This is a genomic window from Pseudideonella sakaiensis (assembly GCF_048320135.1).
Taxonomy (GTDB): domain Bacteria; phylum Pseudomonadota; class Gammaproteobacteria; order Burkholderiales; family Burkholderiaceae_C; genus Ideonella_A; species Ideonella_A sakaiensis_A.
On the sequence record NZ_CP182947.1, the window covers coordinates 67,181 to 93,316 of the forward strand.

Here is a 26,136-nt window from a genome sequence, read left to right on the forward strand (position 1 = left end):
CATGGCCGAAACGACCACTTCTTCCGAGCGCAGCACAGCCGACTGGCAGGCCGCCGATGCGGCGCACTTTCTGCATCCGTTCACCGACTTCAAGGCATTGGCGGCGAAGGGGTCGCGGGTGATCGTCAAGGGCGACAACATCTATTTGTGGGACAGCGAAGGGCACAAGATGCTCGACGCGATGTCCGGGCTGTGGTGCGTCAATGTCGGTTATGGGCGCGAGGAGCTGATCGATGCGGCGACGCGGCAGCTGAAGGAGCTGCCGTTCTACAACAGCTTTTTCCAGACCAGCAATCCGCGCGCGATCGAGCTCGCCGAACTGCTTGCCGAGATCTCGCCGCCCGGATTCAGCCACAGCTTCTTCACCGGCTCGGGCTCCGAATCGATCGACACGATCGTCCGCATGGTTCGCCGCTACTGGGACATCAAGGGGCAGCCGGCGCGGCAGCACATCATCAGCCGCAACAACGCCTACCACGGCTCGACGATGGCCGGCGCCTCGCTCGGCGGCATGAGCGGCATGCACGAACAAGGCGGGCTGCCGATCCCCGGCATCAGCCACATCGAGCAGCCGTTCTGGTTCGGCGTCGGCCAGGGCACCGACCGCGAGGAATTCGGCCGCAAGGCGGCCTCGTGGCTGGAGGCGCGGATCCTGAAGATCGGCGCCGACAAGGTCGCCGCCTTCATCGGCGAGCCGGTGCAGGGCGCCGGCGGCGTGATCGTGCCGCCGGCGAGTTACTGGCCCGAGATCCAGCGCATCTGCGACAAGTACGGCATCCTGCTGATCTCCGACGAAGTGATCTGCGGTTTCGGCCGCACCGGCAACTGGTTCGGCTGCCAGACGATGGGTTTCAAGCCGGACCTGATGACCTTCGCAAAAGGCATCACCTCCGGCTATATCCCGCTCGGTGGCGTGCTCGTCGGCGACAAGGTCGCCCGGGTGCTGATCGAGGAAGGCGGCGAATTCAACCACGGCTACACCTACAGCGGGCACCCGGTGGCCTGTGCGGTCGCGGTCGAAAACCTGCGGCTGATCCGGCGCGAAGGCCTGGTCGAGCGGGTGCGCGACGATGTTGGCCCCTATCTGGCCGAAGGTCTGGCCGCGATCGAGAACCACCCGCTGGTCGGCGAAGTGCAGAGCTGCGGGCTGATGGCCGCGATGCAGCTGGTCAAGGACAAGGCAAATTCGACCTGTTTCGACTCTGACGTCGACGTCGGGATGATCTGCCGGACGATCTGTTTCGAGATCGGCCTGGTGATGCGGGCGGTCGGTGACCGGATGATCATCGCGCCGCCGCTGGTGATCACGCGAGCGCAGATCGACGAGATGGTCGGGCTGATCCGCACCGCACTCGACCGCACGCTCGAGGAACTGAAGCGCCGCGGCGCCGTCTGAGCCACGGCGTCTGGCACGGCGATTGCGGGTTGCCGCTGATGCAGCCCGTGCGGACGCTGCCGTGGACAGCCGCCCGCCGAGGGTGGCTAGACTTGCAACCTGGAGTTCGCGTCAGACGAACCGATACCTGTTGACTTCGACAAAAGGACGAGCCATGAAAACCCGTTTCCGGAACAACATGTTTGCCAGCGTGGTGGCGCTGTTTGCCGCTTCAAGCGCAAGCCTGTCGGCCGTGCCGGCCAGCGCCGCCGAGCCGAAGGTGCTCAACATCTACAACTGGTCGGACTACATAGCCGACGACACGATTGCCAATTTCGAGAAGGAAACCGGCATCAAGGTCCGCTACGACAATTTCGACAACAACGAAATCCTGCACGCCAAGCTGGTTGCCGGCAAATCGGGCTACGACATCGTTGTGCCGACCGTCTACTGGGCCAAGGTGCAGGCCGAAGGCGGGCTGCTGCAAAAACTCGACAAGAGCAAGATCCCGAATCTGAAGAACCTGCAGCCGTCGGTGCAGGCGCAGGTGGCCAAGCTCGATCCGGGCAACCAGCATGCGGTCGTCTGGCTGTGGGGCTATACGACGGTGGGCATCAATGTCGACAAGGTCAAGGCGGCGCTCGGCAACATGCCGATGCCGGAAAACGCCTGGGACCTGATCTTCAAGCCCGAATATGTGTCGAAGCTGAAAAGCTGCGGCGTCAGCGTGCTCGATTCCGCCACCGAGGTGATTCCGGCGGCGCTGCGCTACCTCGGCAAGCCGGGCTTCAGCAAGAATGTCGCCGACTACAAGGAGGTCGGGCCGCTGCTGAAATCGATCCGTCCGCACGTGACGCTGTTCAGCTCGTCGGGCTACATCAACGACATGGCCAACGGCTCGATCTGCGTCGCGCTCGGCTGGTCGGGCGACATGAGCATCGCCCGCCAGCGTGCGATCGATGGCAAGACAGGCCAGAAGATCGAGGTGCTGGTTCCGAAAACCGGCGCGGTGCTGATCTTCGACGTGATGGTGATCCCGAAGGATGCGCCGCATCCGGAGAATGCGCACAAGTTCATCAACTACATCCTGCGCCCGGAAGTCCATGCGTCGCTGACGAACAAGGTTTTCTATGCGAACCCGAACAAGGAATCGCGCAAGTTCGTGAAGAAGGAGATCGCGGACAATCCGACGGTTTTCCTGAGCGACGAGGACATGGCCCGCATGGAAGCACCCGACTCGATGACCAACGACGTCCGGCGTGCGATGACGCGGGCCTTCACGACCTTCAAGTCAGGGCTTTGATCGAATCGGTCCGGTGCCGGCGTGCCTGACGCGCCGCGCCGGACCGTGCACGTTGTCGGAGGGAATCGATGTCAGGGGCCAGCGCCGCGCCGGCGGCGTATCTGCAGATTGTCGACCTGGTGAAGGACTTCGGCGGCGGTGCCGTCGCGGTTAACCATGTCTCGTTGAATATCCCGCAAGGCGAGATCTTTGCGCTGCTCGGCTCGTCCGGCTGCGGCAAGTCGACCTTGCTGCGCATGCTCGCCGGCTTCGAGACGCCGACCTCCGGGCGCATCGTGCTCGACGGCCAGGATCTGGCCGACCGGCCGCCGTACGAGCGGCCGATCAACATGATGTTCCAGTCGTATGCGCTGTTTCCGCACCTGACGGTGTGGGACAACATCGCATTCGGACTGAAGCGCGACCGGTTGCCGAAGGACAAGATCGCCGAGCAGGTCGATGCGATGCTGAAGCTGGTCCAGCTGGTGCCGTATGCCAAACGCAAGCCGCACCAGCTGTCGGGCGGCCAGCAGCAACGTGTCGCGCTGGCGCGCAGCCTGGCCAAGCAGCCGCAACTGCTGCTGCTCGACGAGCCGCTCGGCGCACTCGACAAGAAGCTGCGCGAGGAAACGCAGATCGAGCTGACCCACATCATCAAGGACGTCGGCGTGACCTGCCTGATGGTCACCCACGACCAGGAAGAGGCGATGACGATGGCCGACCGCATCGCGGTGATGAGTGAAGGCCGGGTGCTGCAGGTCGGGCCACCGGCCGACATCTACGAATCGCCGGCAAACCGTTTCGTCGCCGACTTCATCGGCAACGTGAATCTGATGGACGGCACGCTGGTCGAGGATGCCGCCGACCATTGCATCATCGAATGTGCCGACTGCAGCCACCTGATCGGCCGCGGCGTGACCGCGCACCGCGGCATGCCGGTCGCGGTGGCGATCCGTCCGGAAAAGATCCGCCTCGGCCGCAGCGAGCCGGCCGGGCCGCACAACCGGGTGCGCGGCACGATCAGGGATACGAGCTATTTCGGCGCCCAGTCGGTCTACCACCTGCAGCTGGCAAGTGGCCAGATGCTGAAGGTCAGCGAAGCGAATGCCGACCGGGTGCGCGGTGACCGGCTGGCCACCGGCGAGACCGGCTGGGCCAGCTGGAGCGACTCGGCCGCGGTGGTGCTGACGCAGTGATGAGCCGCGAGACCGTCATCGCGACGTCCGGCGCCGCGACCCCACCTGGCCGCCGCCGCTGGCGGCTGCCGGGTTTTTCGGGCCGTCGCTGGGTGATCGGCGTGCCGTACCTCTGGCTGCTGGTCTTCTTCATGCTGCCGTTCCTGATCGTGCTGCGGATCAGCGTCTCGGAGATGCTTGGCGTCACCTTCAGCGACCTGCTGCGTTATGCCGACGGCGTGCTGCAGCTGAGCATCCGCTTCGGCAATTACCTGTTCATCACGCAGGACGACCTGTATGTCCTGACCTATCTGTCGAGCCTGAAATACGCGGCGATCACGACCGTCTGCTGCCTGGCGATCGGTTACCCGTTCGCCTATTTCATGGCGCGCGCGAAGCAGCAGTGGCAGCCGGCGCTGCTGATGCTGGTGATGCTGCCGTTCTGGACCTCGTTCCTGCTGCGCGTCTATGCCTGGAAGGGGCTGCTCAGCGAAGGCGGCCTGGTGGCCGACTTCCTGCTCGCGACCGGCCTCGACCAGCTGCTGCAGGCCGGCGGCATGATCAGCGGCGACGGCCGCTTCATGAATACGCCGTTCTCGCTCGTGATCGGCATGGTCTACACCTATCTGCCGTTCATGATCCTGCCGCTGTACGCGAACCTGTCGAAGATGGACCTGCGGCTGCTCGAGGCCGCCAACGACCTCGGCGCGACGCCGGCAGTCGCGTTCTGGCGCATCACGGTGCCGCTGTCGAAATCCGGCATCGTTGCCGGCTCGATGCTGGTCTTCATTCCGTGCATCGGTGAATTCGTGATCCCGGAACTGCTCGGCGGGCCGCAGACGCTGATGATCGGCCGCGTGTTGTGGGATGAATTCTTCAGCAACAACGACTGGCCGATGGCGTCCAGCGTCGCGGTCGTGATCGTGCTGCTGATCCTGCTGCCGATGATGCTGTTCAGCCACATCCAGAGCAAGGGCGAGGAGGCGCGGTCATGAGCCGGCGCGGCACACTGTTCGGCCCGCGCTTCACCGGCGGGCTGTCGAAATTCTGGCTGATCGCCGGCTACGGCTTTCTGTACCTGCCGATCGTCGCGCTGATCGTCTATTCGTTCAACGATTCGCCGATCCCGAATACCTGGGCCGGCTTCACCTTCAAGTGGTATGTCTCGCTGCTCGAGGACAACGAGATCCTCGCCGGCCTGTGGCTGAGCATCAAGATCGCCTTCATGAGCGCAACCGGGGCGATCGTCCTCGGCACCCTCGCCGCCGTTGCGCTGGTCCGCTACAAGCGCTTCACCGGCCGCGGCTTGTTCACCGGCATGGTGACCGCGCCGCTGGTGATGCCCGAGGTCGTGATCGGCCTGTCGCTGCTGCTGATGATGGTGGCGCTGCAACGCGCGACCGGTTATCCGGAACGCGGCATGGGCACCATCCTGCTCGGCCACCTGCTGATCGGCATGGCCTATGCCACCGTCGTCATCCAGGCCCGGTTGCGCGAACTGAATCCGCAACTCGAGGAAGCGGCAATGGACCTCGGCGCGCGGCCGTCGCAGGTGTTTGCCCTGGTCACGCTGCCGATGATCTCGCAGTCGCTGGTCTCGGCCTGGCTGCTGACCTTCACGCTGTCGCTCGACGATGTCGTGCTCGCGGCGTTTCTTTCGGGACCCGGTTCGACGACGATGCCGCTGGTAATCTTCTCGCGTGCGCGGCTGGGCCTGAACCCCGGCGTCAATGCGGTCGCGACGGTGATCATCGCGCTGGTCGCGATTGCGGTGGTGATCGCGACCATCATGATCGTGCGCGCCGAGCGCCAGCGGCAACGCGATATTGCGCAGGCGGCCCGGGACCGCTGAGCAATTGAGCGATGATCGGCCTCTGAGCATTGCCCGGAGGCGCCGATCATGAGCAGCAACCGCAAACACGAACCGATCGACTGGCACGGTGCGGCTGCCAAGCTGAGCCTCGATGGACGGATGTTCGTCGGCGGCGAACGCCATCCCGCGCTCGGTGAAGAAACCTTCGACAAGCGTTCGCCGATCGACGGTCGTGAGTTGTGCCCGGTCGCGCGTTGCCGCGAGGCCGACATCGATCGCGCGGTGGCGAGCGCCCGCCAGGCCTTCGACGACCGGCGCTGGGCCGGCAAGTCGCCGGCAGCACGCAAGAAGGTGCTGCAGAAATTTGCCGAGCAGATCACCGCGGCCGGCTCCGAACTGGCGTTGCTCGAGACGCTCGACATGGGCAAGCCGGTGCAGTACAGCCTGGCGGTCGACGTCGCCGCGACAGCACGCTGCATCGCCTGGTATGGCGAAGCGATCGACAAGGTCTACGACGAGATCGCGCCGACCGCGGCATCGGCGCTGGCGCTGATCACGCGTGAGCCGATGGGCGTGATCGGCGTTGTCGTGCCGTGGAATTACCCGATGATCATGGCGGCGTGGAAACTCGGCCCCGCATTGGCCGCCGGCAATTCGGTGGTGCTGAAGCCGAGCGAAAAATCGCCGCTGACCGCGCTGCGGCTGGCCGAGCTGGCGCTGGCCGCCGGCATTCCGCCCGGCGTTTTCAATGTCGTGCCGGGTTACGGCCACGAGGCCGGTGAGGCGCTGGCGCTGCACATGGACGTCGATGCGATCGGCTTTACCGGCAGCACGCGGGTCGGCCGCAAGATGCTCGACTATGCAGGGCGCAGCAACCTGAAGCGCGTCTACAACGAGCTCGGCGGCAAATCGGCGTTTGTCGTCTTTCCGGATTTTGCCGACCTCGACCGCGCCGCAAAGACGATCGCCGGCAGCATGTTCTTCAACCAGGGCGAAAGCTGCAATGCGCCGTCGCGGCTGCTGGTGCACCGCGACATCGCCGACGCGTTTGTCGAACGGCTCGCGGCCGAGGCGCCGGCCTACCGGCCTGGCGATCCGCTCGGCGGCAAGGCGCCGATGGGCGCGATGGTCGACGAAGGCCAGCTCGATACCGTGCTCGGCTATATCGAGGCGGGTAAAAGCGAAGGCGCGCGGCTGGTCACTGGCGGGAATCGGGTCGATGCCGACAGCGGCGGTTTTTATATCGAACCGACCGTTTTCGACGGCGTCGACAACCGGATGAAGATCGCCCGCGAGGAAATCTTCGGCCCGGTGCTCAGCGTGCTGCGCTTCGACAGCGAGGAAGAAGCGCTGGCGATTGCCAATGACACCAGCTACGGTCTGCAGGCCAGCGTCTGGAGCGACAACATCAACCGCGCCCACCGGGTGGCACGCGCGCTGCGCGCCGGTACCGTGCACGTCAACTGCTACGACGAGGACGACATCAGCGTACCGTTCGGCGGCTACAAGCAAAGCGGCAACGGCCGCGACAAGTCGCTGCACGCGCTGGAGAAATATTCCGAGCTGAAGACGACCTGGATCCGCATCGACAGCTGAGGGGGTCTTGCGTTGGAGCGCCCTGCTCCGCTCGATGCGCGGCCTGGCCTCGACACCCGCAAGGCCGAGCCTTCCTGCCGTCCGCGCTTCAGCTGCGGCTGTCGCTGCCTGTGATTGGATCGATTGCGCGCCCAGCCGGGCACAGCACGAGCGTGCCACGCTGGCTTGCGTGGTAATCGAGCGCTTGGCCAGCCGGTCCGCGCAGCCGGATTCGATAACCGGGCACCAGCGCCTGCGTATGAACCATGCCGGGCGCCGGGCAGCCGAGGCTGCCATCCGACCAGGTCACATGGTCCGCACTGATCACGACCAGCGCATCGGCGGCAACGCCGCCTTGTCTGCCCGCATTGGCCCGGGCAGCCTGGATCGCGGACTGCAGCGTGAATTCACGGGGCTGCACGCCATCTGACCGGGCCGGCGGCGCATGGCCGCGGGGCGGGCCAGACGCCGGCTGCACGGCGCATGCTGCTGCCAGAGACGCTGCCAGCAGGGCGGCGCCGAGGGTGGCCTGATATCTCATCGCCGTGATCATCCGACATCCGGCCGACCCGTGATCGCGATCTGTGTTCCGCGATGTTTCGCATTGTTGCCAGTCGAAAAAGCAGGTATCGGCGGTTGATGCGATCGAAGACGACATGCTGCAATGGGCTGGCCCGCAAGCGCACGCCTGCACTGAGGGCGACGATGAACATCAAGGAGACGATGATGTTGAAGTTCAAGGCTTGCAGCGCGGTGCTGCTGGCGGCCGGGCTGGGCGCTGCATTGCCGCTGCCGGCGGCTGCCGGTGTCACCGGGCATATCGCGATCAACATCGGCCATCCGCCGGTCGAATACAGACCCGCTCCACGCCGCGGGGCTTTCTGGGCTCCGGGCCATTGGGACTGGCGCGGCGGCCGCCAGGTCTGGGTGCCAGGGCATTGGGTCCATGCGAGGCCCGCGCCACGCTGGGTCGAGCCAGCCTGGGTGTCGCACGGCGGCCGCTGGATTCTGGTGCCCGGTTACCGCGATGGCGGGCCGCGTGCCGCGCGCCGCGATTTCGACCGCGATGGCATTCCGAACCGCTACGACCGCGATCGCGACAACGACGGCATACCGAACCGGTACGACCGCGACCGTGACGGCGACGGCGTGCCGAATCGCCGGGATCGGCGGCCCGACAATCCCTGGCGCCACTGAGTTCCGGCGGTCAACGCAGCTCGGCCGCGCCCTGGAGCGGCGCGGCTCATGACCCCTGTCGCTGCTGAAGCGGCGACACTTGCCGTCCCCTGTTGGCCGCGATCGGCAACGACGGCCTCTGCGACACTCAGGCCATCCTTAGCGCCTGACCGCAAACCGCCGATGACCCTGCCGACCGCGGCCCCCGCCGCCATCCACCCGACGCCGGCGCCGAGCAGCGGCTCGCGCCTGCTTGCCTACACCAGCCTCGCCGCCAGCATGGCACTGGTCGGCAGTTATGTCGGCCTGTCGAAATGGCTGGTCGTGATCTTCCCGGTCTTCCTGCTCGCCTGGTTGCGCTTCGGCATCGCTGCGGTGGCCATGGCCGGCTGGGTGCGGCGCCGGCCTGGCGAGGCGCCGCTGACCCCCCACGATCGAAAACTGCTGTTCTGGGAAAGTTTTCTCGGCAACTTCATGTTCTCGATCTGCATGCTGTTCGGCGTTGCGCTGACCTCGGCGCTGGCCGCCGGCGTCACGATGGCGGCAATGCCCGGCGTCGTCGCATTGTTGTCGTGGCTGTTCCTGAAGGAGCGGATTGCAGGCCGGGTGCTGCTCGGCATCGGCTGCGCCGTTGGCGGCATCGCATTGGTCGCGTTGAACAAGCAGGCCGATGCCGGCGGCGCAGCGCTCGGGCTGGGCAGCGACTATCCGTGGCTCGGCAACCTGCTGCTGGTCGCCGCGGTGTTTTGCGAAGCCAGTTATGTCGTGATCGGCAAGCGGCTGACTGGCAACCTGTCGGCGAAGCGGATCAGTGCACTGGTCAACCTGTGGGGCCTCGCACTCGTCACGCCGTTCGGCTTGTATCAGGCACTGTCCTATAACTTTGCCGCGGTTGCTGCAGCCGACTGGGGGCTGCTGCTGTTCTACTCGCTGGCTGCCAGCATGATCACCGTCTGGTTATGGATGACCGGCCTGAAACATGTGCCCGCCGCGTCGGCCGGTGTCTTCACGGTGATGCTGCCGCTCAGCGCAGCGGCGGTCGGCGTGCTCTTTCTCGGTGAACGGATCAATGCCGCGCAGGCGCTCGCCTTCGGCCTCGGCGTGCTTGGCATCGTGCTGGCGACCTGGCCGGCGCGCTCAGGCCGGGCTTGATTCGGCAAGCCGGGCCGACTGCTGGCGCGCCTGGGTCGCCAGTTCGGCCACGCGGTACGGCGACTCGCCCTTCAGCCGGTGATCCGACCAGACCTGGCGCCAGCGGCGGGCGCCCGGCATGCCATTCCACAAGCCGAGCATGTGCCGCGAGACATGGCTCCACGGCACACCTGCGGCCTGCTGCGCGGCCATGTAGTCGAGCATCGCGGCCTCGACCATCGAGCGGTCGAGCGGGCGCGGCGGCGCCGAAAAAAAGCGCTGGTCCCAGTCGGCCATCAGCCAAGGCTGGTGGTAGGCCTCGCGGCCGACCATCACGCCATCGAGTGCGTCGAGCTGGATGGCAATCTGATCCGAATCCTTGATGCCGCCGTTGACGACGATCTGCAGTTGCGGGAAATCGCCCTTCAACTTGTGGACCGTCTCGTAGCGCAACGGTGGTATCTCGCGGTTTTCCTTCGGGCTCAGGCCCTTCAGCCAGGCATTGCGGGCGTGGACGATGAAGACCTCGCAGCCGGCCTCGGCGACGGTGCCGACGAAGTCACGCACGAATGCATAGTCCTCGCACTGGTCGATGCCGATGCGGTGCTTGACCGTCACCGGCAGCGAGGTCGCGTCGCGCATCGCCTTCACGCCGTCGGCAACCAGCTGCGGCTCGTTCATCAGACAGGCACCGAAGGCGCCGCGTTGCACGCGTTCGCTCGGGCAGCCGCAATTCAGATTGACCTCGTCATAAGCCCAGGCCTCGGCGAGCTTCGCGCAGCGGGCCAGGTCGTCGCTTTCGCTGCCGCCGAGCTGCAAGGCTAGCGGATGCTCCTGCTCGCCGTGTTCGAGGTGGCGCGCGACATCGCCATGCAGCAACGCGCCGGTCGTCACCATCTCGGTGTACAGCCGGGTCCGCCGCGTGATCTGCCGATGAAATACCCGGCAATGGCGGTCGGTCCAGTCCATCATCGGGGCGACGGACAGTTTCCACGAGGCAGCGTGCGGGGAGTTCAAGACGACTTTCAGGGAATGACTGCAAAGACGGCCCGGCGTTGACGGGCTTGGCCGCCGCAGGTGGCAGCGGACTCGCGCGGCAACGGATTCGCGCGACGCGGACCCCAATTTTATTCGCGACCGCGCAGCGGCGCCGATGCGCTCCGCAATCGCCCCTCAGCCGCTTACAAGCTGCATTCGTTCGCCAGATCGCCGCTGCCCGGCCGCGAGATGAAGCGGCTCGGTGGCGGCTCGGCCTTCTTGCCCTTGCCTTCGACCCATTTTTCGAGCGCGATGAAGGCCGCGCGGTGGCAAGGCGCAATCGGGCGCAGCTTGTCCGGGTGTTCGTCGTAGAGCTGGTCGACGTGATTGCCGCCTTCGACGACGTAATATCGGTGCAGCTTGCTGCGCTTGGCCTGTTCGATCAGCGCGACATAGGCATCGGAATTCGGCCCGATCGGCAGCAGCGTATCGAGCGTGCCGTGCAGCGTGATCATCGGTTTTTCGATTCGGCCGGTCAACGCGACCTTGGCCACCGCATCCTTCACCGCCTGCGGGCGCGCCGAATAGAGATAGTCGGCATCGCAATAGGGCGTGCCGGATGCGCAGAACGGGATGCCGGCCTCGATCGAGCCGTCGTAGCCCGGGTCCATCTCCTCGCGGTAGGTGCGCTGGGTCAGGTCCCAGTAGACCGCATAGTGGTAGTCCCAGAGGAATTCCGAGCCCGGCGCAAAACCGGCGGCGATCATCGCGTCGTAAGCCGCCCGGTCGCCGGTCGCCGCATAACGCGGATAGTGTTTCAGCGCCGCCGGCAGGAAGGTGAACAGGTTCGGGCCTTCGGGGCGCCAGTGCGCGCCTTCCCAGTCGACACCGCCATCGTAGAGGTCGGGCCGGTTTTCCAGCGCGTGGCGGGTCAGGTAACCGCCGTTCGAGATGCCGGTGATGTAGGTATAGGCGGCGGGCTGGCCGTAGCGCTGCTGCACGACGGCCTTGGTCGCCAGCGTCAGTTCGGTCACGCGGTTGTTCCATTCGACCAGCGCATCGCCGGGTGTCGCGCCATCGCGGTGGAAGTTGGTGCCGTTGTTGCCCTTGTCGGTCGAGGCGTAGGCATAACCGCGCGCGATCAGCCAGTCGCTGAACAGGTAGTCGTTGGCGTACTGCTTGCGGATGCCTGGCGCGCCGGTGATCACCAGCTTGCCGTTCCAATGGTCCGGCAGGCGGATCACGAACTGCGCGTCATGGTTCAGCCCGTAGGTGCCGTTCGACGTCGAGCTGTCGGGAAAATACCCGTCGATCTGGATGCCGGGCACCGCACCGGACGGATTGCGGGTGCGCTGCGAGTGCAGCGTCGCCCAGTCGCTCGCGTCGGTGCGTCCCATTGCGACCAGATAGGTCGTCGACAGGTCGTCGAAACAGTTCGCGACCTGGTATTCGGCGCCCGGCACGACGAGCGCCGACATGTTGGTGCACTGTGCGGCTTGTGCCGGTGCGCCGGCAACCACAAGCGCAAGGCCGGCCAGCAGGCCGAGGCAATTTCTTTTCATGCACAACTCCCGGTCGATCGATGATGGCGCAACGGGCCATTGGCGGCCGCGCTGCGTGTGGTGCGCGCGATCATCGGGAGAGCGGGTCCGCTTGGCAAGCCCAGACCGGGTCGACAAGCGGGAAATCGGGCGGTTGGCCGGATTGCCGGCGCCGGCCGCAGCGACGGCTCGACGACCAAAAGAGCGGGCGGCCCGGTCCGGGCGGCGGCGAGGTCTGTCAGCAGCCGTGGGCTGCGTGCGCGCCCGACTGGCCGCGACGGACTGGCTGCCCGGTCACCTTGCCGGACCATTGCCGCAGCGCGGCGAACAAGGCATTCAGCGGACGTTGCGACCCGCTGCGAAGCGGCGGCACACGGTAGGTGGTGAACATTCAAAACTCCTGCAATTCCGGCCGGTCCGCGGTGCAGGCGATTGCGCCGCGGACCCCGCGGGCCGACCAAGGCATGCCCGCGAGTGGCCATTATAGGGTTTTCCCTAGATCATGCCTAGGGTTAACCCGAAGTTTTGGGTGCAGGAGTGGCATCGGCATGGAAGTTGCCGGCAGCAGTTCAGGCTTCGATGGCCTCGCTGGTACCGTTTGCGCAGGCCAGTGCCTCGGTAAACCGGCAGCGCTCCGGTTGCGGCAATCCGGCCAGCATCTCCGCGGTGACGAGCACGACCCCGCCCTTCGTGACGGTGAACCGCTGTGCATCCTCGGCCGGAAAAACACCGATCTTGATGCCGTCGGGCAGCACGCAGCCACTGTCGATGATCGCGCGCCGTACGACGGCGCGGCGGCCGACGACGACGCCTGGCAGCAACAGGCTGTGGTCGACCAGGCTGCCCGACCTGACCTCGACGTTCTGGCACAGCATCGTGCGGCGCAGCGTCGCGCCGCGGACGATGCAGCCGGCCGATACGATCGAGTCGCAGAGCTCGATCGAGCGCCCGCCTGCGCCGGATTCGAAGCGCGGCGGAGGCAGCGCCTGCGGCGCGCCGCGGATCGGCCAGTCGGCATCGTTCAGGTTCAACGTGCGGTCCGGCCCGAGCAGGTCGAGATTGGCATTCCAGTACGCATCGAGCGTGCCGACGTCGCGCCAATACGGGCTGCCGTCGACGCTGCCTCGGCAGCTGTCGGCAAAGTCGTGTGCAAAGACCCGCGCCCGCGACAACGCACCGGGAATGATGTCCCGGCCGAAGTCGTGGCGTGAGCGCGGATCCGCTGCATCACGCTTCAGCTCGCGAATCAGGAAATCGGCATCGAAGACATAGATGCCCATGCTGGCAAGCACCTTGTCGCTGCGCCCGGGCATTGGTTTCGGCTTGGCCGGTTTTTCGGCAAAACTGACGACCCGGCGCTCGCCATCGACACCCATCACGCCAAAGTCGGACGCCTTGTCGAGGTCGACCTCGGTGCAGGCCACCGTTGCATCGGCCTGGCGGCGCACATGCTCGACGATCAGCTGGCCATAGTCCATCTGGTAGACATGGTCGCCGGCCAGCACCAGCACATAACGCTTGCCCGCGGCCTTGATCAGATCGAGGTTCTGGAACACCGCATCGGCTGTGCCGCCGTACCAGTTGTCGCCGATCTTCTGCTGGGCCGGGACGATGTCGATATATTCGTCGCGGCAGCCGTCGAGAAAATTCCAGCCGCGGCTCAGGTGCCTGATCAGGCTCTGCGCCTTGTACTGCGTCAATACGCTGATCTGGCGCAGCCCGGAATTGATGCAATTGCTCAACGTGAAGTCGATGATCCTCAGCTGGCCGCCAAACGGCATCGCCGGCTTCGACTCGAGTTCGGTCAGCTCCTGCAGGCGCGAGCCGCGTCCGCCGGCCAGCACCAGCGTGTAGGTCGCGCGCACCAGTTCGTTGCGCTCGGCCGCGTCGGCCTGGCCGCTGCTGCGCTCTGCGAATATCCTCGCCTGCCGCACACCGGACTGCGCCGGCATGTGGATGATCGGCTCACGCGCCTGCAGCAGATTCAGTGATGACGGTACGGCTTCTTGCATCGGGTCATTCCTTGTATTGAACCTGGCGTTCCGACCTGGTCCGTCACGGATCGCTGGCGATCCGCCGAGGGACACTTGATTCCAGGCTGGCAATCGGCATGCCCGACATGGCACGAGGCCGGCAATTTGTCGGTCAGCAGCAACTGCACAGATGGGTGTCGGCGCGGGCCTCGGCCCGCTCAGGTTCTTGTTGTGATGCAGCGAGCATGTGGTCCGGCCCGTTGCCGCGCCATCGGAACAATCTGCTGAATTGGCTTCAGAATTTCCGACGCGGCGGTAGGTCGATTCCTACGAGAATGAGGCACACGGCGGAGGCCGCCGGGAGGGCGTGCAATGGCTGGCAGCAAGGCAACCATCAGGGTCGGAATCGGTGGCTGGACCTACGAGCCGTGGCGGGGCCTGTTCTACCCCGCCGATCTGCCGCACAGTCGTGAACTCGAATTCGCCAGCCGCAAGCTGACCGCGATCGAAGTCAACGGCACCTACTACAGCACGCAGAAGCCGGCCACCTTTGCGCGCTGGCGTGACGAGACGCCAGACGGCTTCGTCTTTTCGCTGAAGGCAAATCGCTTCGCGACGATGCGCCGCGTGCTCGCCGACGCCGGCGAGTCGATCGAGCGATTCGTCGGCAGCGGCATCGCCGAACTCGGCGACAAGCTCGGCCCGCTGGTCTGGCAGCTGGCGCCGACCAAGCGCTTCGAGCCTGACGACCTCGAGGCCTTCATGAAGCTGCTGCCGGCTTCGGTCGGCGGCATCGCGCTGCGCCATGTGCTCGACGTTCGCCACGAATCCTTCATGGTGCCCGAGTACCTGGCGCTGGCACGGCGCTACAAGGTCGCGACGGTGTTCTGCGATTCCGACGAGTACCCGTCGTTCTGCGACATCACCGGTGACTTCGTCTACGCCCGGCTGATGCGCACCGAGTCGAGGCAACGGACTGGCTACCCGCCGACGGCAATTCGCGACTGGGCCGAACGCGCGCGACTGTGGGCCGCTGGCCACGAGCCGCCCGGGCTGCCGTGCATCGAGGAAAAGATTGCGCCGGTACGGCCGCGCGATGTATTCCTCTTCTTCATCAGTGGTGCGAAGGAGCGTGCGCCGGCGGCTGCGATGGCCTTGATCGACGGCCTTTGAAGCTGCGCCGCGTACGGCGGCGAAATGGTAGATTTCGCGACCTTCAGGAGCACGGATCGATGATGGTCTCACCGGCGTATTCGCGGCTTTTTGCCGCGACGATCTTCGTCAGTTCGTTCCTGCTGTTCATGGTGCAGCCGCTGATCGCGAAACAGATCCTGCCGTGGTTCGGCGGCTCGGCAGCGGTCTGGACCGTGTGCATGGTGTTTTTCCAGGTCGTGCTGCTGGCCGGTTATGCCTATGCCGACTTCATCACGCGCCGCGTGCGCGCCGGCGGACAGGCCCTGCTGCACGGCGGTCTGCTCATCTGCAGCCTCGCGATGCTGCCGATCTTGGCATCGAGCCGCTGGAAACCCGATGGCGACGCCGAGCCGACGCTGTGGATCCTCGGGCTGCTGGTCGCAACCGTCGGCCTGCCCTATTTCCTGCTCGCCAGCACCGGCCCGCTGTTGCAGTCGTGGCTTGCGCGAGCCCCATGGGGCAGCCGTGTCTACCGCTATTTTTCGCTGTCGAACCTGGCTTCGCTGCTCGCGCTGCTGGCCTATCCGATCATCATCGAACCGTACCTGACGCTGCGTCTGCAAGCCTACGGTTGGTCGGCCGCGTTTGCGCTGTTCGTCGTGTTCTGCCTCGCCAGCACCTGGGTTGCAGCGCGGCTGCCGGCGCCCGTGCCAGCCGTCGGAGGGCAGCAAAGTGCTGCGCAGCCGCTGCCGGCCGCGTCGACCCAGCTGCTGTGGATGGTGTTGCCGGCGATGGGGTCCTGGCTGCTGCTGGCGGTGACGAACCAGGTCACGCAGAACGTCGCATCGATTCCGTTCCTGTGGATCCTGCCGCTGAGTGCCTACCTGCTGACCTTCATCCTCTGCTTCGAAAGCGACCGCTGGTACCGGCGCGGCCTGTTCCTGCCATTGGCCGCGGTCGCGCTCGCGGCATCGGGTTATGGCCTGGTCGACAGCATCGGTTCGGCGGTGCGCACCGCGGTGCCGCTGTACATCGGCTCGCTGTTCGTGTTGTGCATGGTGCTGCACGGCGAAACCGCCCGGCTGCGGCCGGCACCGGCGCATCTGACGCGCTTTTATCTGATGTTGTCGGCCGGCGGTGCAATAGGCGGCATCGGCGTCGGGCTGGTTGCGCCGTTGCTGCTGACGGCCTATTACGAACTCGGCATCGGCCTGCTGCTGACCGCTGCGCTCGGCATCTGGCTGTGGCGCTCGCGCTGGCCGGCGATGCTGGCCAGCGGCACCGTCGCCGCCGTCTGCGCAGGCTTCCTCGGCTGGCAGGTGCATGACGACCTGCGCGATGCACGCCATGCCGAGCGCAACTTCTACGGCACCTTGCAGACCTACGACGTCGACGCCGCGAACCCGCTGGACCGACGCCGCGTCGTGTTGCACGGCTCGGTCAAGCATGGCGAGCAATACCTCGATCCGTCGCGCCAGGCCGAGCCCACCGCCTACTACGGGCGTACTGCCGGGATCGGCCAGTTGCTCGAGCGCCTGCCGGCCGGGCCGGCCCGGGTCGGCCTGATCGGCCTCGGTGCCGGTACGCTGGTGACCTATGGGCGGCCCGGTGACACCTACCGGCTCTACGAACTGAACCCGAGCATGTTCACGCTGGCGCGCAGCGAGTTCAGCTTCCTTGCCAACAGCCGCGCGCGGCTCGAGGACGTGCACGGTGATGCCCGGCTGGCGATGGAGCGGGAGACCCCGCAAGCCTACGATGTGCTGGCGGTCGATGCCTTTTCGGGTGGCGCGATCCCGGTCCACCTGCTGACCAGCGAGGCTTTCGACGTCTATCTGCGGCATCTGAAACCGGCCGGCGTGATGGCCTTCCACCTGACCAACCGCTACCTCGACCTGCCGCCGATCCTGGTCGAGGAGTCGCGCAAGCGCGGCCTGCATGCGGTGCTGGTTCACGACGAGGCCGATGGTTCGGACCTGCGCAAGACCGACTGGGTGCTGATCAGCCGCGATGCGGCACCACTGCAGCCGTTTGCCGGGGCGGCGAGGCCGGTCAGCCGGATCGCCGGTCTGCGCTCATGGAGTGACGATTTCAACAACCTGTTCGCGGTGCTGCGCTGAGCATCCAGGCAATGGCGCGGGTGTGGTTCTAAACTGTCCATGTGCTGTTCCCCCGCCGAGCCATGCCACTGCTGCCAGCCATCGTTGTCGCGCTGCTGTCGACGCCGGCAGCCGTGCTGGCGGTCGCCGACAGCTGCGAAACCCTGCGCACCGAGATCGAGGGGAAGATCCGCGCGGCGGGTGTGCAGACCTTCAGCGTCACGACCGTTGATGCCGCAGCCGAGGTGGCCGGCGAAGTGGTCGGCTCATGTGGGCAGGGCAGCCGCAAGATCGTCTATCTGAAGGGCGTGCAGGCAGCGGCACCGGCCGCGCCATCCGGCGTGGCCGCAGCCGCCACGGCCGCAGCGTCTGCACCGTCCCCGTTGCCGGCGCCTGCAGCTCCAGCCGGTGACGCGGTCTTGACCGAATGCAAGCCCGGCTACATCGCGATCCGCGGCGAGTGCAAGCGACTTTGAAGGATTGGCACCGCGTGTCTTGAGAAGCTTGTCGCAGTCAGCGCCTCGGGATTGAATCGGCGCCGCTGCCCAGAGTTGTCAGAATGACCTGCGGACTTCGAGGTTTTGACATGACATCGACATGGCTTCGCCGCATCGTGCTGCTGATCGGCGCGTTGCTGGTGCTGGGGATCGCGGCAGCAGCATTTCTGATCTGGAGTTTTGACGCCAACCGCTACAAGGCGGAGGCGATCGAATGGATGAAGACGAACCGGCAGCGCGACCTGGCGATCACCGGGCCGGTCGAGTTGTCGGTTTTTCCGCGGCTCGCGGTATCGGTCTCCGGCGTCAGCCTGTCCGAGCGCGGCGGTGAAAAGCCGTTTGCGACGATCGACGAGGCCTCGCTCGCGGTGCAGGCGATGCCGCTGCTGCGCAAGCAGCTGGTCGTCGACAAGGTCAGCGCGCGCGGCGTGCAGGTTTTCTACCGGCGCGACGCCGATGGATCACGCAATTTCGACGACCTGCTCGGCAAGTCGGATCCAGCGCAGGCCGCTCCGGCCGATGGCGCCGGCAGCGGCATGCCGATGGCGCTCGATGTCAGTGCGGTCCGCTTCGACGACCTGCGCCTGCAGATCGACGACCGGCAGGCCGGACTTGTCGCCGACATCGGCTTGCAATCCTTCGAATCGGGACGACTGGCCGATCAGGTCGAAACGCCGCTGTCGTTCAAGTCGACGCTGAAGATGAGCCAGCCGCAGGCAATGAACCTGACGCTGTCTGGCAGCACGAAGCTGACGCCGGACTTCGATGCCGGCGGTGTGCTGTTGCGCGAGTTGCAGCTCGATGTCGCCGGCGACGCCGCCGGCGTCAAGAACCTCGCGGTGGCATTGAACGGCGCGCTGGCCTGGAGCGACGACAGCTTGCGCGCCGGTCCGTTGAAGGTGTCGCTGAGCAGCGCCTCACTCGGCACGACGAAGCTGTCGCCGTCGACGCTGCAGGTGCAGCGCCTGTTGTTCGATCCACAGCGGCAAAAACTCGAACTCGAGGCCTTTGACGCGGCGCTGGCCGGCCAGCTCGGTCAACAGGTGTTCGAGCTTGCGCTGAACTGGCCGCAGCTCGCGGTGGATGCGAGCGCGCTGCAAGGCAGTGCATTGAGCGGCCGCTACAGCCTGAGAGGCGCAACGACGCTGGCCGGCGACTTTCGCAGTGCCGCGCCGAGCGGCGGCTTCGATGCGCTGCGCCTGCCCGGCCTGGCGATCCGGGTCGATGGCAAGTCGGGGCCGCGCCAGGTCGCCGGTTCGCTGCAGGCCGATGCCACGCTGCGCATCGGCAACAAGTCGATTGCACTCGAGTCGGTCGTGCTGCAGGCCGATCTGACCGAACCGACGCTGCAGCCGCTGAAACTGGGCCTGCGCGGCCATCTGAATGTCGATGCGGCAGCGGCCTCGTGGAAATTCGACGGCTCGATGAATGCGAACCGATTCGACATCGACGGGCGTGCTGCGTTGTCGGGCGAAAGGCCTCGGATCAATGCGAAGGCGCGTTTCGACAGCCTCGATCTGAACAAGCTGCTGGCCAAGGACGCGGCTGCCGGAGCCGAGCCGACGCCGAAGGCCGAGGCGCCGGCCGACACGCCGGTCGATCTGGCCGGGCTGCGGGCGCTCGATGGCGATTTCAGCCTGAGTGCCGGCAACTTTGTCTACCAGCAGTATCAAGTCGCCGATGCGCGGATCGACGCGACACTCGACGACGGCCTGCTTCGCATCTCGCGCCTGTCCGGCAAGACCTGGGGCGGCAGCATCGATGCCAGCGGCAGTGCATCGGCTGCCAGCCAGGCGATCGGCGTCAAGCTCGCCGCCGATGGTGTCGACGTCAATGCGCTGCTCGACGATGTCGCCGGCAAGGACCTGCTCGAAGGCAAGGGCCGGGTGCTGGCCGATCTGAAGACGCAGGGCGCAACGGTCGGCGCGATGCGTTCGAACCTGGCCGGAACCGCCTCGGTGCGGCTGCGCGATGGCGCGGTCAAGGGCATCAATCTGGCCAAATCCTTCCGCCAGGCGAAGGCCGCATTGACGATGCAGCAGGATGCGGTCAGCAAGGCCTCGCGCGAAGAAAAAACCGATTTCTCCGAACTCAATGCCAGCGCGAAGATCAGCGACGGTGTTGCGCGCAGCGACGATCTGGAACTGAAAAGCCCGTTTCTGCGCCTCGGCGGCGACGGTAGCTTCGACATCGGCCGCGGCCGCATCGACTACACCGCCCGCACCAAGGTGATCGGTTCGCCGACCGGCCAGGACGGTGCCGGTCTGCAGGCCTTGCGCGGCGTCACGGTCCCGGTACTGTTGTCGGGCCCGTTCGAGGCAATCGACTGGAAGATCCAGTGGTCGCAGGTCGCCGCATCGGTGCTGAAAAACAAGCTCGAGGACAAGATCGGCGGCAAGCTCCAGGACAAGCTCGGCGACAAGCTCGGTGGCGATCTTGGTGCCAGGCTCGGCGGCGTGCTCGGTGGCAAGGCCGGTGGCCAGCCGAGCGGCAGCGCCGCAACGCCTGCCGGCGCGGCATCGGCGCCGCCGCAGCCCGCGCCGACGGCCAAGCCCGAGGATCTCGTGAAGGACAAGCTGAAGGGGCTGTTCAAATGAGATGTCGCGCGGCCGGGGTCAACCGGGCGCGCGCTGCGGCTCGCGATCGGCGATGAAGACGCTTCTGATCGTTTTCCATTCGAGAACCGGCGGCACCAGGCAAATGGCCGAGGCCGCTGCTGCCGGCGCGCGCGAGGCCGCCGGCGACAGCATCCGCGTGCGGCTGCTGCATGCGGCAGATGCCGGCCCCGACGACATGCTGGATGCCGATGGCTATCTGTTCGCGGCGCCTGAAAACCTCGCGGCGATTGCTGGCGTCATGAAGGATTTCTTCGATCGCTGTTATTACGCGGTGCTCGAGCGCATCAACGGGAGGCCGTGCGCAGTGCTGATCTGCGCAGGCAGCGACGGCAGCAATGCGGCGCGGCAGATCGAACGCATCGCCACCGGCTGGCGGCTGAAACAGGTGGCGCCGACGCAGATCGTCTGCACGCATGCGCAGACCAGGGAGCAGATTCTGGCCGCGAAGACGATCCCGGCCGACGACCTTCGGCGTTGCGGCGAACTCGGCGCCATGCTGGCTGCCGGACTCGACTGCGGCATCTTCTGACGCCGGGCCGCCGACGATGAGCGGGGTGCGCCGGAACCAAGCGCGTCCAAAACGGTCAATCCTGCGGTGCTTGTCTGATCGGCGTCGTGGTTGACGCCCCGGCGACCGCCCGGCATGCTCGCTTCGAAGATCCGCCAGACAGCTTCCGCCTGCAGAAAGGACCCGAGGATGACTTTTCAAGCCCATACGACCGCAACCGGTGCCGTGGCCCGGCACCTGCTGTCCATCGCCATGACTGGCGCAGTGCTTGTCGCCCCGGCGAGCTTTGCCCAGGCGCCGGCAGTCCCGACGATGGCGGCGCCTGCGCCACTCGAGGCCTATACCGACCCCGGCTGGACCGGGCAGCCGCAGCCAATCCCGGTGCTGCGCAAGGAAGCCCGCGCGGCCCTTGATGAAGGCAAGCGGCGCTGCGCTCGCGAACCGACGCCACAGGCGCGCGCCGAATGCCTGCGCATCGTGCAGGCCGACTACCGGCTGATGCTGAGCCGGATCGACGCGCGGCGCAGCGGACGCTGATCGCGCCGGATACGGTCCGCCGGATCGCTACACTGCGGTCGGTGCTGCGCTGCAGCATCGCCCTCCTCCATTGCCGGAATGCATAGCCTTGGCCGATCGATTAGCTGTCCTATTTCAATACCTGCTGCCAAAACTGGCCATCACCCGCTTCGGGCGGCTGATTGCCGATGCCCGCGCCGGCCGGCTGACGACGATGCTGATCGACTGGTTCGTCGGCCACTACAAGGTCGACATGAGCCAGGCGCTTGAACCACGGACCGACCGCTATCCGAGCTTCAACCAGTTCTTCACCCGCGCGCTGAAGCCCGGCGCGCGGCCAATATCTGCAGCGTCGCTGGTGTCGCCGGTGGATGGCGCGATCAGCCAGTTCGGCCGCATCGAGGCCGACCAGATCTTCCAGGCCAAGGCGCACCGCTATACGACGACCGCGCTGGTCGGCGGCGACCGCGCGCTGGCCGCATTGTTCGAAAACGGCCATTTCGCGACGCTGTATCTGAGCCCGCGCGACTACCACCGCATCCACATGCCGTGTGACGGCCGGCTGACGCGGATGATCCATGTGCCGGGTGATCTGTTTTCGGTCAACCCGGTCACCGCGCGCGGCGTGCCCGGGCTGTTTGCGCGCAATGAACGCGTCGTCTGCGTCTTCGACGGCGCGCGCGGCCCGTTTGTCGTCGTGCTGGTCGGCGCGACGATCGTCGGCAGCATGGCCACCGTCTGGCATGGCACGGTCAATCCGCCGCGGCCAGGCCATCTGCGCGAGTGGCACTACGGCGACGGCCATGCGGCACCGGTCGACCTGCGCAAGGGCGAGGAAATGGGCCGCTTCCTGCTCGGCTCGACGGTCGTGATGCTGTTTCCGGCCGGTCCGCTGCGGTTCGATCCGGCGTGGACGCCGGCCGGGCCGATCTGCCTCGGCCAGGCGATGGCCGAATACCCGGATGCGCCGGCCGGTTGACGCTCCCCGGGTTGCCAAGTCCGGGTTAGACGGGGGTTTTCACGACGCTTGAAGCGCGTACGATGAATCGCTCCGCCTCCGACAAGGACCGACGCGATGACAAAAGAACTCTCCGCGGCAGAGCAGGCTTTGCGCGATGCCGCCCTCGAATACCACCGCGCTCCGACCCGCGGCAAGATCGCGATCTCGCCGACCAAGCCACTGAGCAACCAGCGCGACCTGTCGCTCGCGTATTCGCCGGGAGTCGCCTACGCCTGCCTGGCGATCGAGGCCGATCCGGCGAAGGCGGCCGAGCTGACCTCGCGCGGCAACCTGGTCGGCGTCGTCACCAACGGCACCGCGGTGCTCGGGCTGGGTGATATCGGCCCGCTGGCCGGCAAGCCGGTGATGGAAGGCAAGGGTTGCTTGTTCAAGAAATTTGCCGGCATCGACGTCTTCGACATCGAGCTCGCCGAGAAGGATCCGGACAAGCTGATCGAGATCATCGCCGCGCTCGAACCGACCTTGGGCGGCGTCAACCTCGAGGACATCAAGGCGCCGGAATGTTTCCAGATCGAGCGCGCGCTGAAGGCGCGGATGAAGATCCCGGTATTCCACGACGACCAGCACGGCACCGCGATCATCACCGGATCGGCGTTGCTGAACGGCCTCGAACTGGTCGGCAAGAAACTGTCCGACGTCAAGCTGGTGGCCTCCGGTGCCGGTGCCGCGGCGATCGCCTGCCTCGACATCATGGTCAGCCTCGGCGTGCGACGGGAGAACATCTTCGTCGTCGATTCGCGCGGCGTGATCCAGCATGAACGCGAGGATGCTCAGTCGGGCCGGCTCGATGAGAGCAAGCAGGCTTATTGCCAGAAGACCGCGGCCCGCACCCTCGGCGATGTCGTGAAGGATGCCGATGTCTTTCTCGGCTGCTCGATGCCCGGCGTGCTGACGCCGGAGATGGTCAAGACGATGGCGTCCAAGCCGGTGATCCTCGCGCTGGCCAATCCGGAGCCGGAGATCCGCCCGGAACTGGCGCTCGAGGCGGCGCCCGACTGCATCATCGCAACCGGCCGGTCCGACTATCCGAACCAGGTCAACAACGTGTTGTGCTTCCCGTACATCTTCCGCGGTGCCCTCGACTGCGGCGCCACCCGCATCACCGAGGAAATGAAGCTCGCCTGCGTGCACGAGATTGCCGCGCTTGCAAAGGCCGAGATCAGCGACGAAGTGGCCGCCGCCTATGCCGGGCAGGAACTGACGTTCGGACCCGAATACCTGATCCCGAAACCCTTCGATTCGCGGCTGATCCTGCGCATTGCGCCGGCAGTCGCGAAGGCCGCCGCCGAATCCGGCGTCGCGACCCGGCCGATCGCCGATCTGGAAGGCTATCGGCAGTCGTTGAATCGCTTCGTCTTCCGCACCGGGATGGTGATGCAACCGGTTTTTTCCGCCGCCAAGGCAGCGCCGGCGCGGGTCGCGTATGCCGAGGGCGAAGAGGAAAATGTGCTGCGCGCGATCCAGGTCGTGCTCGACGAGGGGCTGGCGAAGCCGATCCTGATCGGCCGACCGGCGGTGATCGAGATGAGGATCAAGCGTGCCGGCCTGCGACTGCGGATCGGCGACGGCATCGAGGTCGTCAATCCGGAAGACGATTCACGCTACCGCGACTACTGGGAGGATTACCAGCAGCTGCTCGGACGCGAAGGCGTCACGCCCGAATTCGCAAAGTCGGTGATGCGCCGTTCGAATACCGTGATCGGCACGATGATGGTTCGCCGCGGCGATGCCGATGCGCTGCTGTGCGGCACCGTCGGCCGCTACGACAACCACCTCGAACATGTGCGCAACGTGATCGGGCTGAAACCCGGGGCCAGCAACTTTGCGGCGATGAATGCGCTGCTGCATGAGTCGCGCACGCTGTTCATTGCCGATACCTTCGTAAACGACGAGCCCGATGCCGCGCAGCTGGCCGAAATCGCGTCGATGGCGAGTGCCGAATTGCGCAGCTTCGGGCTGCAGCCGAAAGTCGCCTTCGTCTCGCATTCGATGTTCGGCTCGTCGAGCCGGCCGGCTGCCAAGCGCATGCGCGAAGCCGCCCGGCTGTTCAAGCAACGCGAACCCGATGTCGAGTGCGAAGGCGAGATGCACGGCGACGCCGCGCTTTCGGAAGATATCCGCAAGAGCTTCCTGCCCGGCAACGTGCTGACCGGATCGGCCAACCTGCTGCTGCTGCCGAACCTCGATGCGGCGAACATCCTGTTCAACGTGCTGAAAATCACCAGCAGCCATGGCGTGACGATCGGCCCGATGCTGCTTGGCGCGGCCAAGCCGGTGCACATCCTGACGCCGGCATCGACGACACGGCGCATCGTCAACATGACGGCGCTGGCGGTCGCCGATGCAATCCGATGACGCCCCGGAGCGCGCTCTACAAGAGTGACTTGAGCGGAACGGCTGGGTCGCAGGCCTGCTCGGGTGGCGGGTTCTTGCCGGCTTCGAGCAGCTTGCGCGACATCATGTGGTCCATCGGCGCATTGACCGATTCGACGCAGACCAGTTCGTCGCCGCGGTAGTGCAGGATCGAGAAGCTGTCGTCCTTTGCGCCGGGGCGGCGAAAGCGACGGCCTTCGGTCGGCATCAGGCCGGCCATCTGCAGCCGCAACGGGCCCTGCTCCGACCAGAACCACGGCAATGCGGTGTAGTCCTGTTCATTGCCGAGCAGATTGGCGGCGGCGCAGCGCGCCTGGTCGGTGGCGTTCTGCACCGATTCGAGGCGCAGCCGCTGGCCGCTGGCGGCTTGCGGAAAACGCGCGCAGTCGCCGACCGCATAAATCGCCGGATCCGACGTCATCATCCGGGCATTGACGAGGACACCGTTGTCGACCTCCAGGCCGGCCGCTTCGGCGAGCGCGGTTTCCGGTTCGGCGCCGATGCCGACCAGCATCAGGTCGACCGGGCGCGGCTCGCCATCGACGGTGATCTGGACCAGGTGGTTGGCTTCGATCCGGTAGTCGTCGACCTTCGCGCCGAGTTGCAGCCGCAGCCCCGCCGCCTGGTGGTGGCTGCGGACGAAATCGGCCAGTTCCGGTGAAATCGAGCGCGACAGCAGGCGCGGTGCCGCTTCCAGCACCTCGACTTCGAGGCCGAGTCCGAGCGCGGTCATCGCGACTTCGAGACCGATGAAGCCGCCACCGAGCACCGTCAGCCTGCGGCCGGCTGTCAGCTGCGAACGCAGCGCTGCTGCATCCTCGGCGCTGCGCAGCAATGCCACATTGGCCAGGCCGTCGGGCAGCGCCGCCAGCCGGCGAGCACGGGTGCCGGTTGCCAGCACCAGCTGCTCATAGGGCAACGCCGTTGCAGAGCGCAGCGTGACGGTCTTGCCGGCCCGGTCGATCGACTCCGCCGGGTCGGCCTGATGAACGCGGATGCCGGCCTCCGCATACCATGTATCGGCGCGGTGCGGTTGGCTCTGCTCGTCGGCATTTTTCAGAAAGGTTTTCGACAGCGGCGGGCGCTGGTAAGGAAGCACCGCCTCGGCGCAGACCAGGTGGACGCGGTGCCCCTGACCGGCATTGGCCAGTGCCGCGCACAACGCGGCTGCGGCATGGCCGCCGCCGACGACGACGATATTCTGATCGGGAGAAGTGGCTTGGTTCATGGGCGGTGGTGCGGGCAGGCCGAGGCGCTGCCGATCGGTGTCGGGATCATCCGCCGCGGCGTGCGCGGCGGTGTTGCGGCATTGGCCGGATTGTCGTCGACATCGCTGGCTTGCCAGCCGTGC

The 26,136-nt window shown here is 66.1% G+C and carries 22 protein-coding genes; 16 read left to right on the forward strand and 6 right to left on the reverse strand.

From position 1 onward, the window contains the following. Position 1 precedes the first annotated feature (1 nt). The 6 genes from ACNH6H_RS00320 (at position 2) to ACNH6H_RS00345 (ending at position 7,241) form a co-directional block, all read left to right on the forward strand. Complete coding sequence (locus tag ACNH6H_RS00320; RefSeq protein ID WP_418314731.1) at positions 2-1,396, forward strand: aspartate aminotransferase family protein; 1,395 nt, start codon at positions 2-4, stop codon at positions 1,394-1,396. A 154-nt stretch (positions 1,397-1,550) separates the two neighbouring features. Beyond that, entirely contained in the window at positions 1,551-2,678 is a 1,128-nt protein-coding gene (locus ACNH6H_RS00325; RefSeq protein WP_418314732.1) for a polyamine ABC transporter substrate-binding protein, read from the forward strand. Positions 2,679-2,746: 68 nt separating this feature from the next. Then, positions 2,747-3,853, forward strand: a complete 1,107-nt coding sequence (locus ACNH6H_RS00330; RefSeq protein ID WP_418314733.1) for an ABC transporter ATP-binding protein — start codon at positions 2,747-2,749, stop codon at positions 3,851-3,853. Beyond that, on the forward strand, positions 3,853-4,827 hold the full coding sequence (locus ACNH6H_RS00335; protein ID WP_418314734.1) for an ABC transporter permease subunit: 975 nt from the start codon (positions 3,853-3,855) through the stop codon (positions 4,825-4,827). Before ACNH6H_RS00330 ends, ACNH6H_RS00335 begins: the two co-directional genes overlap by 1 nt. Further along, complete coding sequence (locus ACNH6H_RS00340) at positions 4,824-5,684, forward strand: ABC transporter permease subunit (protein ID WP_418314735.1); 861 nt, start codon at positions 4,824-4,826, stop codon at positions 5,682-5,684. The genes ACNH6H_RS00335 and ACNH6H_RS00340 overlap by 4 nt, the downstream gene beginning before the upstream one ends. Positions 5,685-5,732: 48 nt before the next feature. Continuing rightward, positions 5,733-7,241, forward strand: coding sequence for an aldehyde dehydrogenase (locus ACNH6H_RS00345; RefSeq protein ID WP_418314736.1), 1,509 nt, complete (start codon positions 5,733-5,735; stop codon positions 7,239-7,241). An 88-nt stretch (positions 7,242-7,329) separates the two neighbouring features. Here ACNH6H_RS00345 and ACNH6H_RS00350 read toward each other — a convergent pair whose 3' ends face one another. Then, on the reverse strand, positions 7,330-7,641 hold the full coding sequence (locus tag ACNH6H_RS00350; protein WP_418314737.1) for a hypothetical protein: 312 nt from the start codon (positions 7,639-7,641) through the stop codon (positions 7,330-7,332). Between the two features lie 284 nt (positions 7,642-7,925). On the opposite strand from ACNH6H_RS00350, the gene ACNH6H_RS00355 reads away from it, so the two are divergent. Together ACNH6H_RS00355 and ACNH6H_RS00360 are read left to right on the forward strand one after the other, a co-directional pair. Further along, positions 7,926-8,417, forward strand: a complete 492-nt coding sequence (locus ACNH6H_RS00355) for a hypothetical protein (RefSeq protein ID WP_418314738.1) — start codon at positions 7,926-7,928, stop codon at positions 8,415-8,417. Between the two features lie 162 nt (positions 8,418-8,579). Next, positions 8,580-9,548 (forward strand): DMT family transporter, encoded by a 969-nt coding sequence (locus ACNH6H_RS00360; protein WP_418314739.1) that lies wholly within the window; start codon positions 8,580-8,582, stop codon positions 9,546-9,548. On the opposite strand, the gene dusA is transcribed toward ACNH6H_RS00360, so the two are convergent. The 4 genes from dusA to glgC form a co-directional block, all read right to left on the reverse strand. After that, positions 9,534-10,556, reverse strand: coding sequence for a tRNA dihydrouridine(20/20a) synthase DusA (gene dusA, locus ACNH6H_RS00365; protein ID WP_418321172.1), 1,023 nt, complete (start codon positions 10,554-10,556; stop codon positions 9,534-9,536). The genes ACNH6H_RS00360 and dusA overlap by 15 nt on opposite strands. A 152-nt stretch (positions 10,557-10,708) precedes the next feature. Next, entirely contained in the window at positions 10,709-12,067 is a 1,359-nt protein-coding gene (locus ACNH6H_RS00370) for a tannase/feruloyl esterase family alpha/beta hydrolase (RefSeq protein WP_418314740.1), read from the reverse strand. A gap of 217 nt (positions 12,068-12,284) precedes the next feature. After that, positions 12,285-12,437, reverse strand: a complete 153-nt coding sequence (locus ACNH6H_RS00375) for a hypothetical protein (RefSeq protein WP_418314741.1) — start codon at positions 12,435-12,437, stop codon at positions 12,285-12,287. 178 nt (positions 12,438-12,615) lie between these two features. Continuing rightward, positions 12,616-14,058 carry a glucose-1-phosphate adenylyltransferase gene (glgC, locus tag ACNH6H_RS00380; protein WP_418314742.1) on the reverse strand — a complete coding sequence of 481 codons (1,443 nt, stop codon included), beginning with the start codon at positions 14,056-14,058 and terminating at the stop codon, positions 12,616-12,618. Positions 14,059-14,391: 333 nt separating this feature from the next. Between glgC and ACNH6H_RS00385 the strand changes: the two genes are divergently transcribed. The 8 genes from ACNH6H_RS00385 to ACNH6H_RS00420 all read left to right on the forward strand — a co-directional run bounded on the left by ACNH6H_RS00385 (position 14,392) and on the right by ACNH6H_RS00420 (position 24,767). Continuing rightward, positions 14,392-15,192 carry a DUF72 domain-containing protein gene (locus ACNH6H_RS00385; RefSeq protein WP_418314743.1) on the forward strand — a complete coding sequence of 267 codons (801 nt, stop codon included), beginning with the start codon at positions 14,392-14,394 and terminating at the stop codon, positions 15,190-15,192. Between the two features lie 59 nt (positions 15,193-15,251). Next, positions 15,252-17,273, forward strand: coding sequence for a spermidine synthase (locus ACNH6H_RS00390; protein ID WP_418314744.1), 2,022 nt, complete (start codon positions 15,252-15,254; stop codon positions 17,271-17,273). A 62-nt stretch (positions 17,274-17,335) separates the two neighbouring features. Next, positions 17,336-17,728, forward strand: coding sequence for a DUF1161 domain-containing protein (locus tag ACNH6H_RS00395; RefSeq protein WP_418314745.1), 393 nt, complete (start codon positions 17,336-17,338; stop codon positions 17,726-17,728). A gap of 110 nt (positions 17,729-17,838) precedes the next feature. Further along, on the forward strand, positions 17,839-20,346 hold the full coding sequence (locus ACNH6H_RS00400; RefSeq protein ID WP_418314746.1) for an AsmA family protein: 2,508 nt from the start codon (positions 17,839-17,841) through the stop codon (positions 20,344-20,346). 52 nt (positions 20,347-20,398) lie between these two features. Further along, on the forward strand, positions 20,399-20,896 hold the full coding sequence (locus ACNH6H_RS00405; RefSeq protein ID WP_418314747.1) for a flavodoxin family protein: 498 nt from the start codon (positions 20,399-20,401) through the stop codon (positions 20,894-20,896). A 168-nt stretch (positions 20,897-21,064) separates the two neighbouring features. Beyond that, positions 21,065-21,412: a hypothetical protein gene (locus ACNH6H_RS00410; protein ID WP_418314748.1), complete on the forward strand. Its 348-nt coding sequence runs from the start codon at positions 21,065-21,067 to the stop codon at positions 21,410-21,412. A gap of 88 nt (positions 21,413-21,500) precedes the next feature. Then, on the forward strand, positions 21,501-22,370 hold the full coding sequence (gene asd / locus ACNH6H_RS00415; RefSeq protein ID WP_418314749.1) for an archaetidylserine decarboxylase: 870 nt from the start codon (positions 21,501-21,503) through the stop codon (positions 22,368-22,370). Positions 22,371-22,466: 96 nt separating this feature from the next. Beyond that, positions 22,467-24,767, forward strand: a complete 2,301-nt coding sequence (locus ACNH6H_RS00420; RefSeq protein WP_418314750.1) for an NADP-dependent malic enzyme — start codon at positions 22,467-22,469, stop codon at positions 24,765-24,767. Between the two features lie 16 nt (positions 24,768-24,783). Here ACNH6H_RS00420 and ACNH6H_RS00425 read toward each other — a convergent pair whose 3' ends face one another. Continuing rightward, the gene (locus ACNH6H_RS00425; protein ID WP_418314751.1) at positions 24,784-26,013 is read right to left on the reverse strand and encodes an NAD(P)/FAD-dependent oxidoreductase; all 1,230 of its coding nucleotides are present in this window, start codon (positions 26,011-26,013) and stop codon (positions 24,784-24,786) included. Positions 26,014-26,136: the final 123 nt, after the last annotated feature.

Coding starts and splice junctions, on each gene's coding strand:
- ACNH6H_RS00355 (WP_418314738.1), top strand. CDS start 7,926: ATGAACATCAAGGAGACGATGATGTTGAAGTTCAAGGCTTGCAGCGCG.
- ACNH6H_RS00340 (WP_418314735.1), top strand. CDS start 4,824: ATGAGCCGGCGCGGCACACTGTTCGGCCCGCGCTTCACCGGCGGGCTG.
- ACNH6H_RS00405 (WP_418314747.1), top strand. CDS start 20,399: ATGAAGACGCTTCTGATCGTTTTCCATTCGAGAACCGGCGGCACCAGG.
- ACNH6H_RS00335 (WP_418314734.1), top strand. CDS start 3,853: ATGAGCCGCGAGACCGTCATCGCGACGTCCGGCGCCGCGACCCCACCT.
- ACNH6H_RS00320 (WP_418314731.1), top strand. CDS start 2: ATGGCCGAAACGACCACTTCTTCCGAGCGCAGCACAGCCGACTGGCAG.
- ACNH6H_RS00375 (WP_418314741.1), bottom strand. CDS start 12,437: ATGTTCACCACCTACCGTGTGCCGCCGCTTCGCAGCGGGTCGCAACGT.
- ACNH6H_RS00360 (WP_418314739.1), top strand. CDS start 8,580: ATGACCCTGCCGACCGCGGCCCCCGCCGCCATCCACCCGACGCCGGCG.
- glgC (WP_418314742.1), bottom strand. CDS start 14,058: ATGCAAGAAGCCGTACCGTCATCACTGAATCTGCTGCAGGCGCGTGAG.
- ACNH6H_RS00370 (WP_418314740.1), bottom strand. CDS start 12,067: ATGAAAAGAAATTGCCTCGGCCTGCTGGCCGGCCTTGCGCTTGTGGTT.
- ACNH6H_RS00325 (WP_418314732.1), top strand. CDS start 1,551: ATGAAAACCCGTTTCCGGAACAACATGTTTGCCAGCGTGGTGGCGCTG.
- ACNH6H_RS00390 (WP_418314744.1), top strand. CDS start 15,252: ATGATGGTCTCACCGGCGTATTCGCGGCTTTTTGCCGCGACGATCTTC.
- ACNH6H_RS00395 (WP_418314745.1), top strand. CDS start 17,336: ATGCCACTGCTGCCAGCCATCGTTGTCGCGCTGCTGTCGACGCCGGCA.
- ACNH6H_RS00410 (WP_418314748.1), top strand. CDS start 21,065: ATGACTTTTCAAGCCCATACGACCGCAACCGGTGCCGTGGCCCGGCAC.
- ACNH6H_RS00385 (WP_418314743.1), top strand. CDS start 14,392: ATGGCTGGCAGCAAGGCAACCATCAGGGTCGGAATCGGTGGCTGGACC.
- ACNH6H_RS00420 (WP_418314750.1), top strand. CDS start 22,467: ATGACAAAAGAACTCTCCGCGGCAGAGCAGGCTTTGCGCGATGCCGCC.
- ACNH6H_RS00400 (WP_418314746.1), top strand. CDS start 17,839: ATGACATCGACATGGCTTCGCCGCATCGTGCTGCTGATCGGCGCGTTG.
- ACNH6H_RS00425 (WP_418314751.1), bottom strand. CDS start 26,013: ATGAACCAAGCCACTTCTCCCGATCAGAATATCGTCGTCGTCGGCGGC.
- ACNH6H_RS00330 (WP_418314733.1), top strand. CDS start 2,747: ATGTCAGGGGCCAGCGCCGCGCCGGCGGCGTATCTGCAGATTGTCGAC.
- ACNH6H_RS00345 (WP_418314736.1), top strand. CDS start 5,733: ATGAGCAGCAACCGCAAACACGAACCGATCGACTGGCACGGTGCGGCT.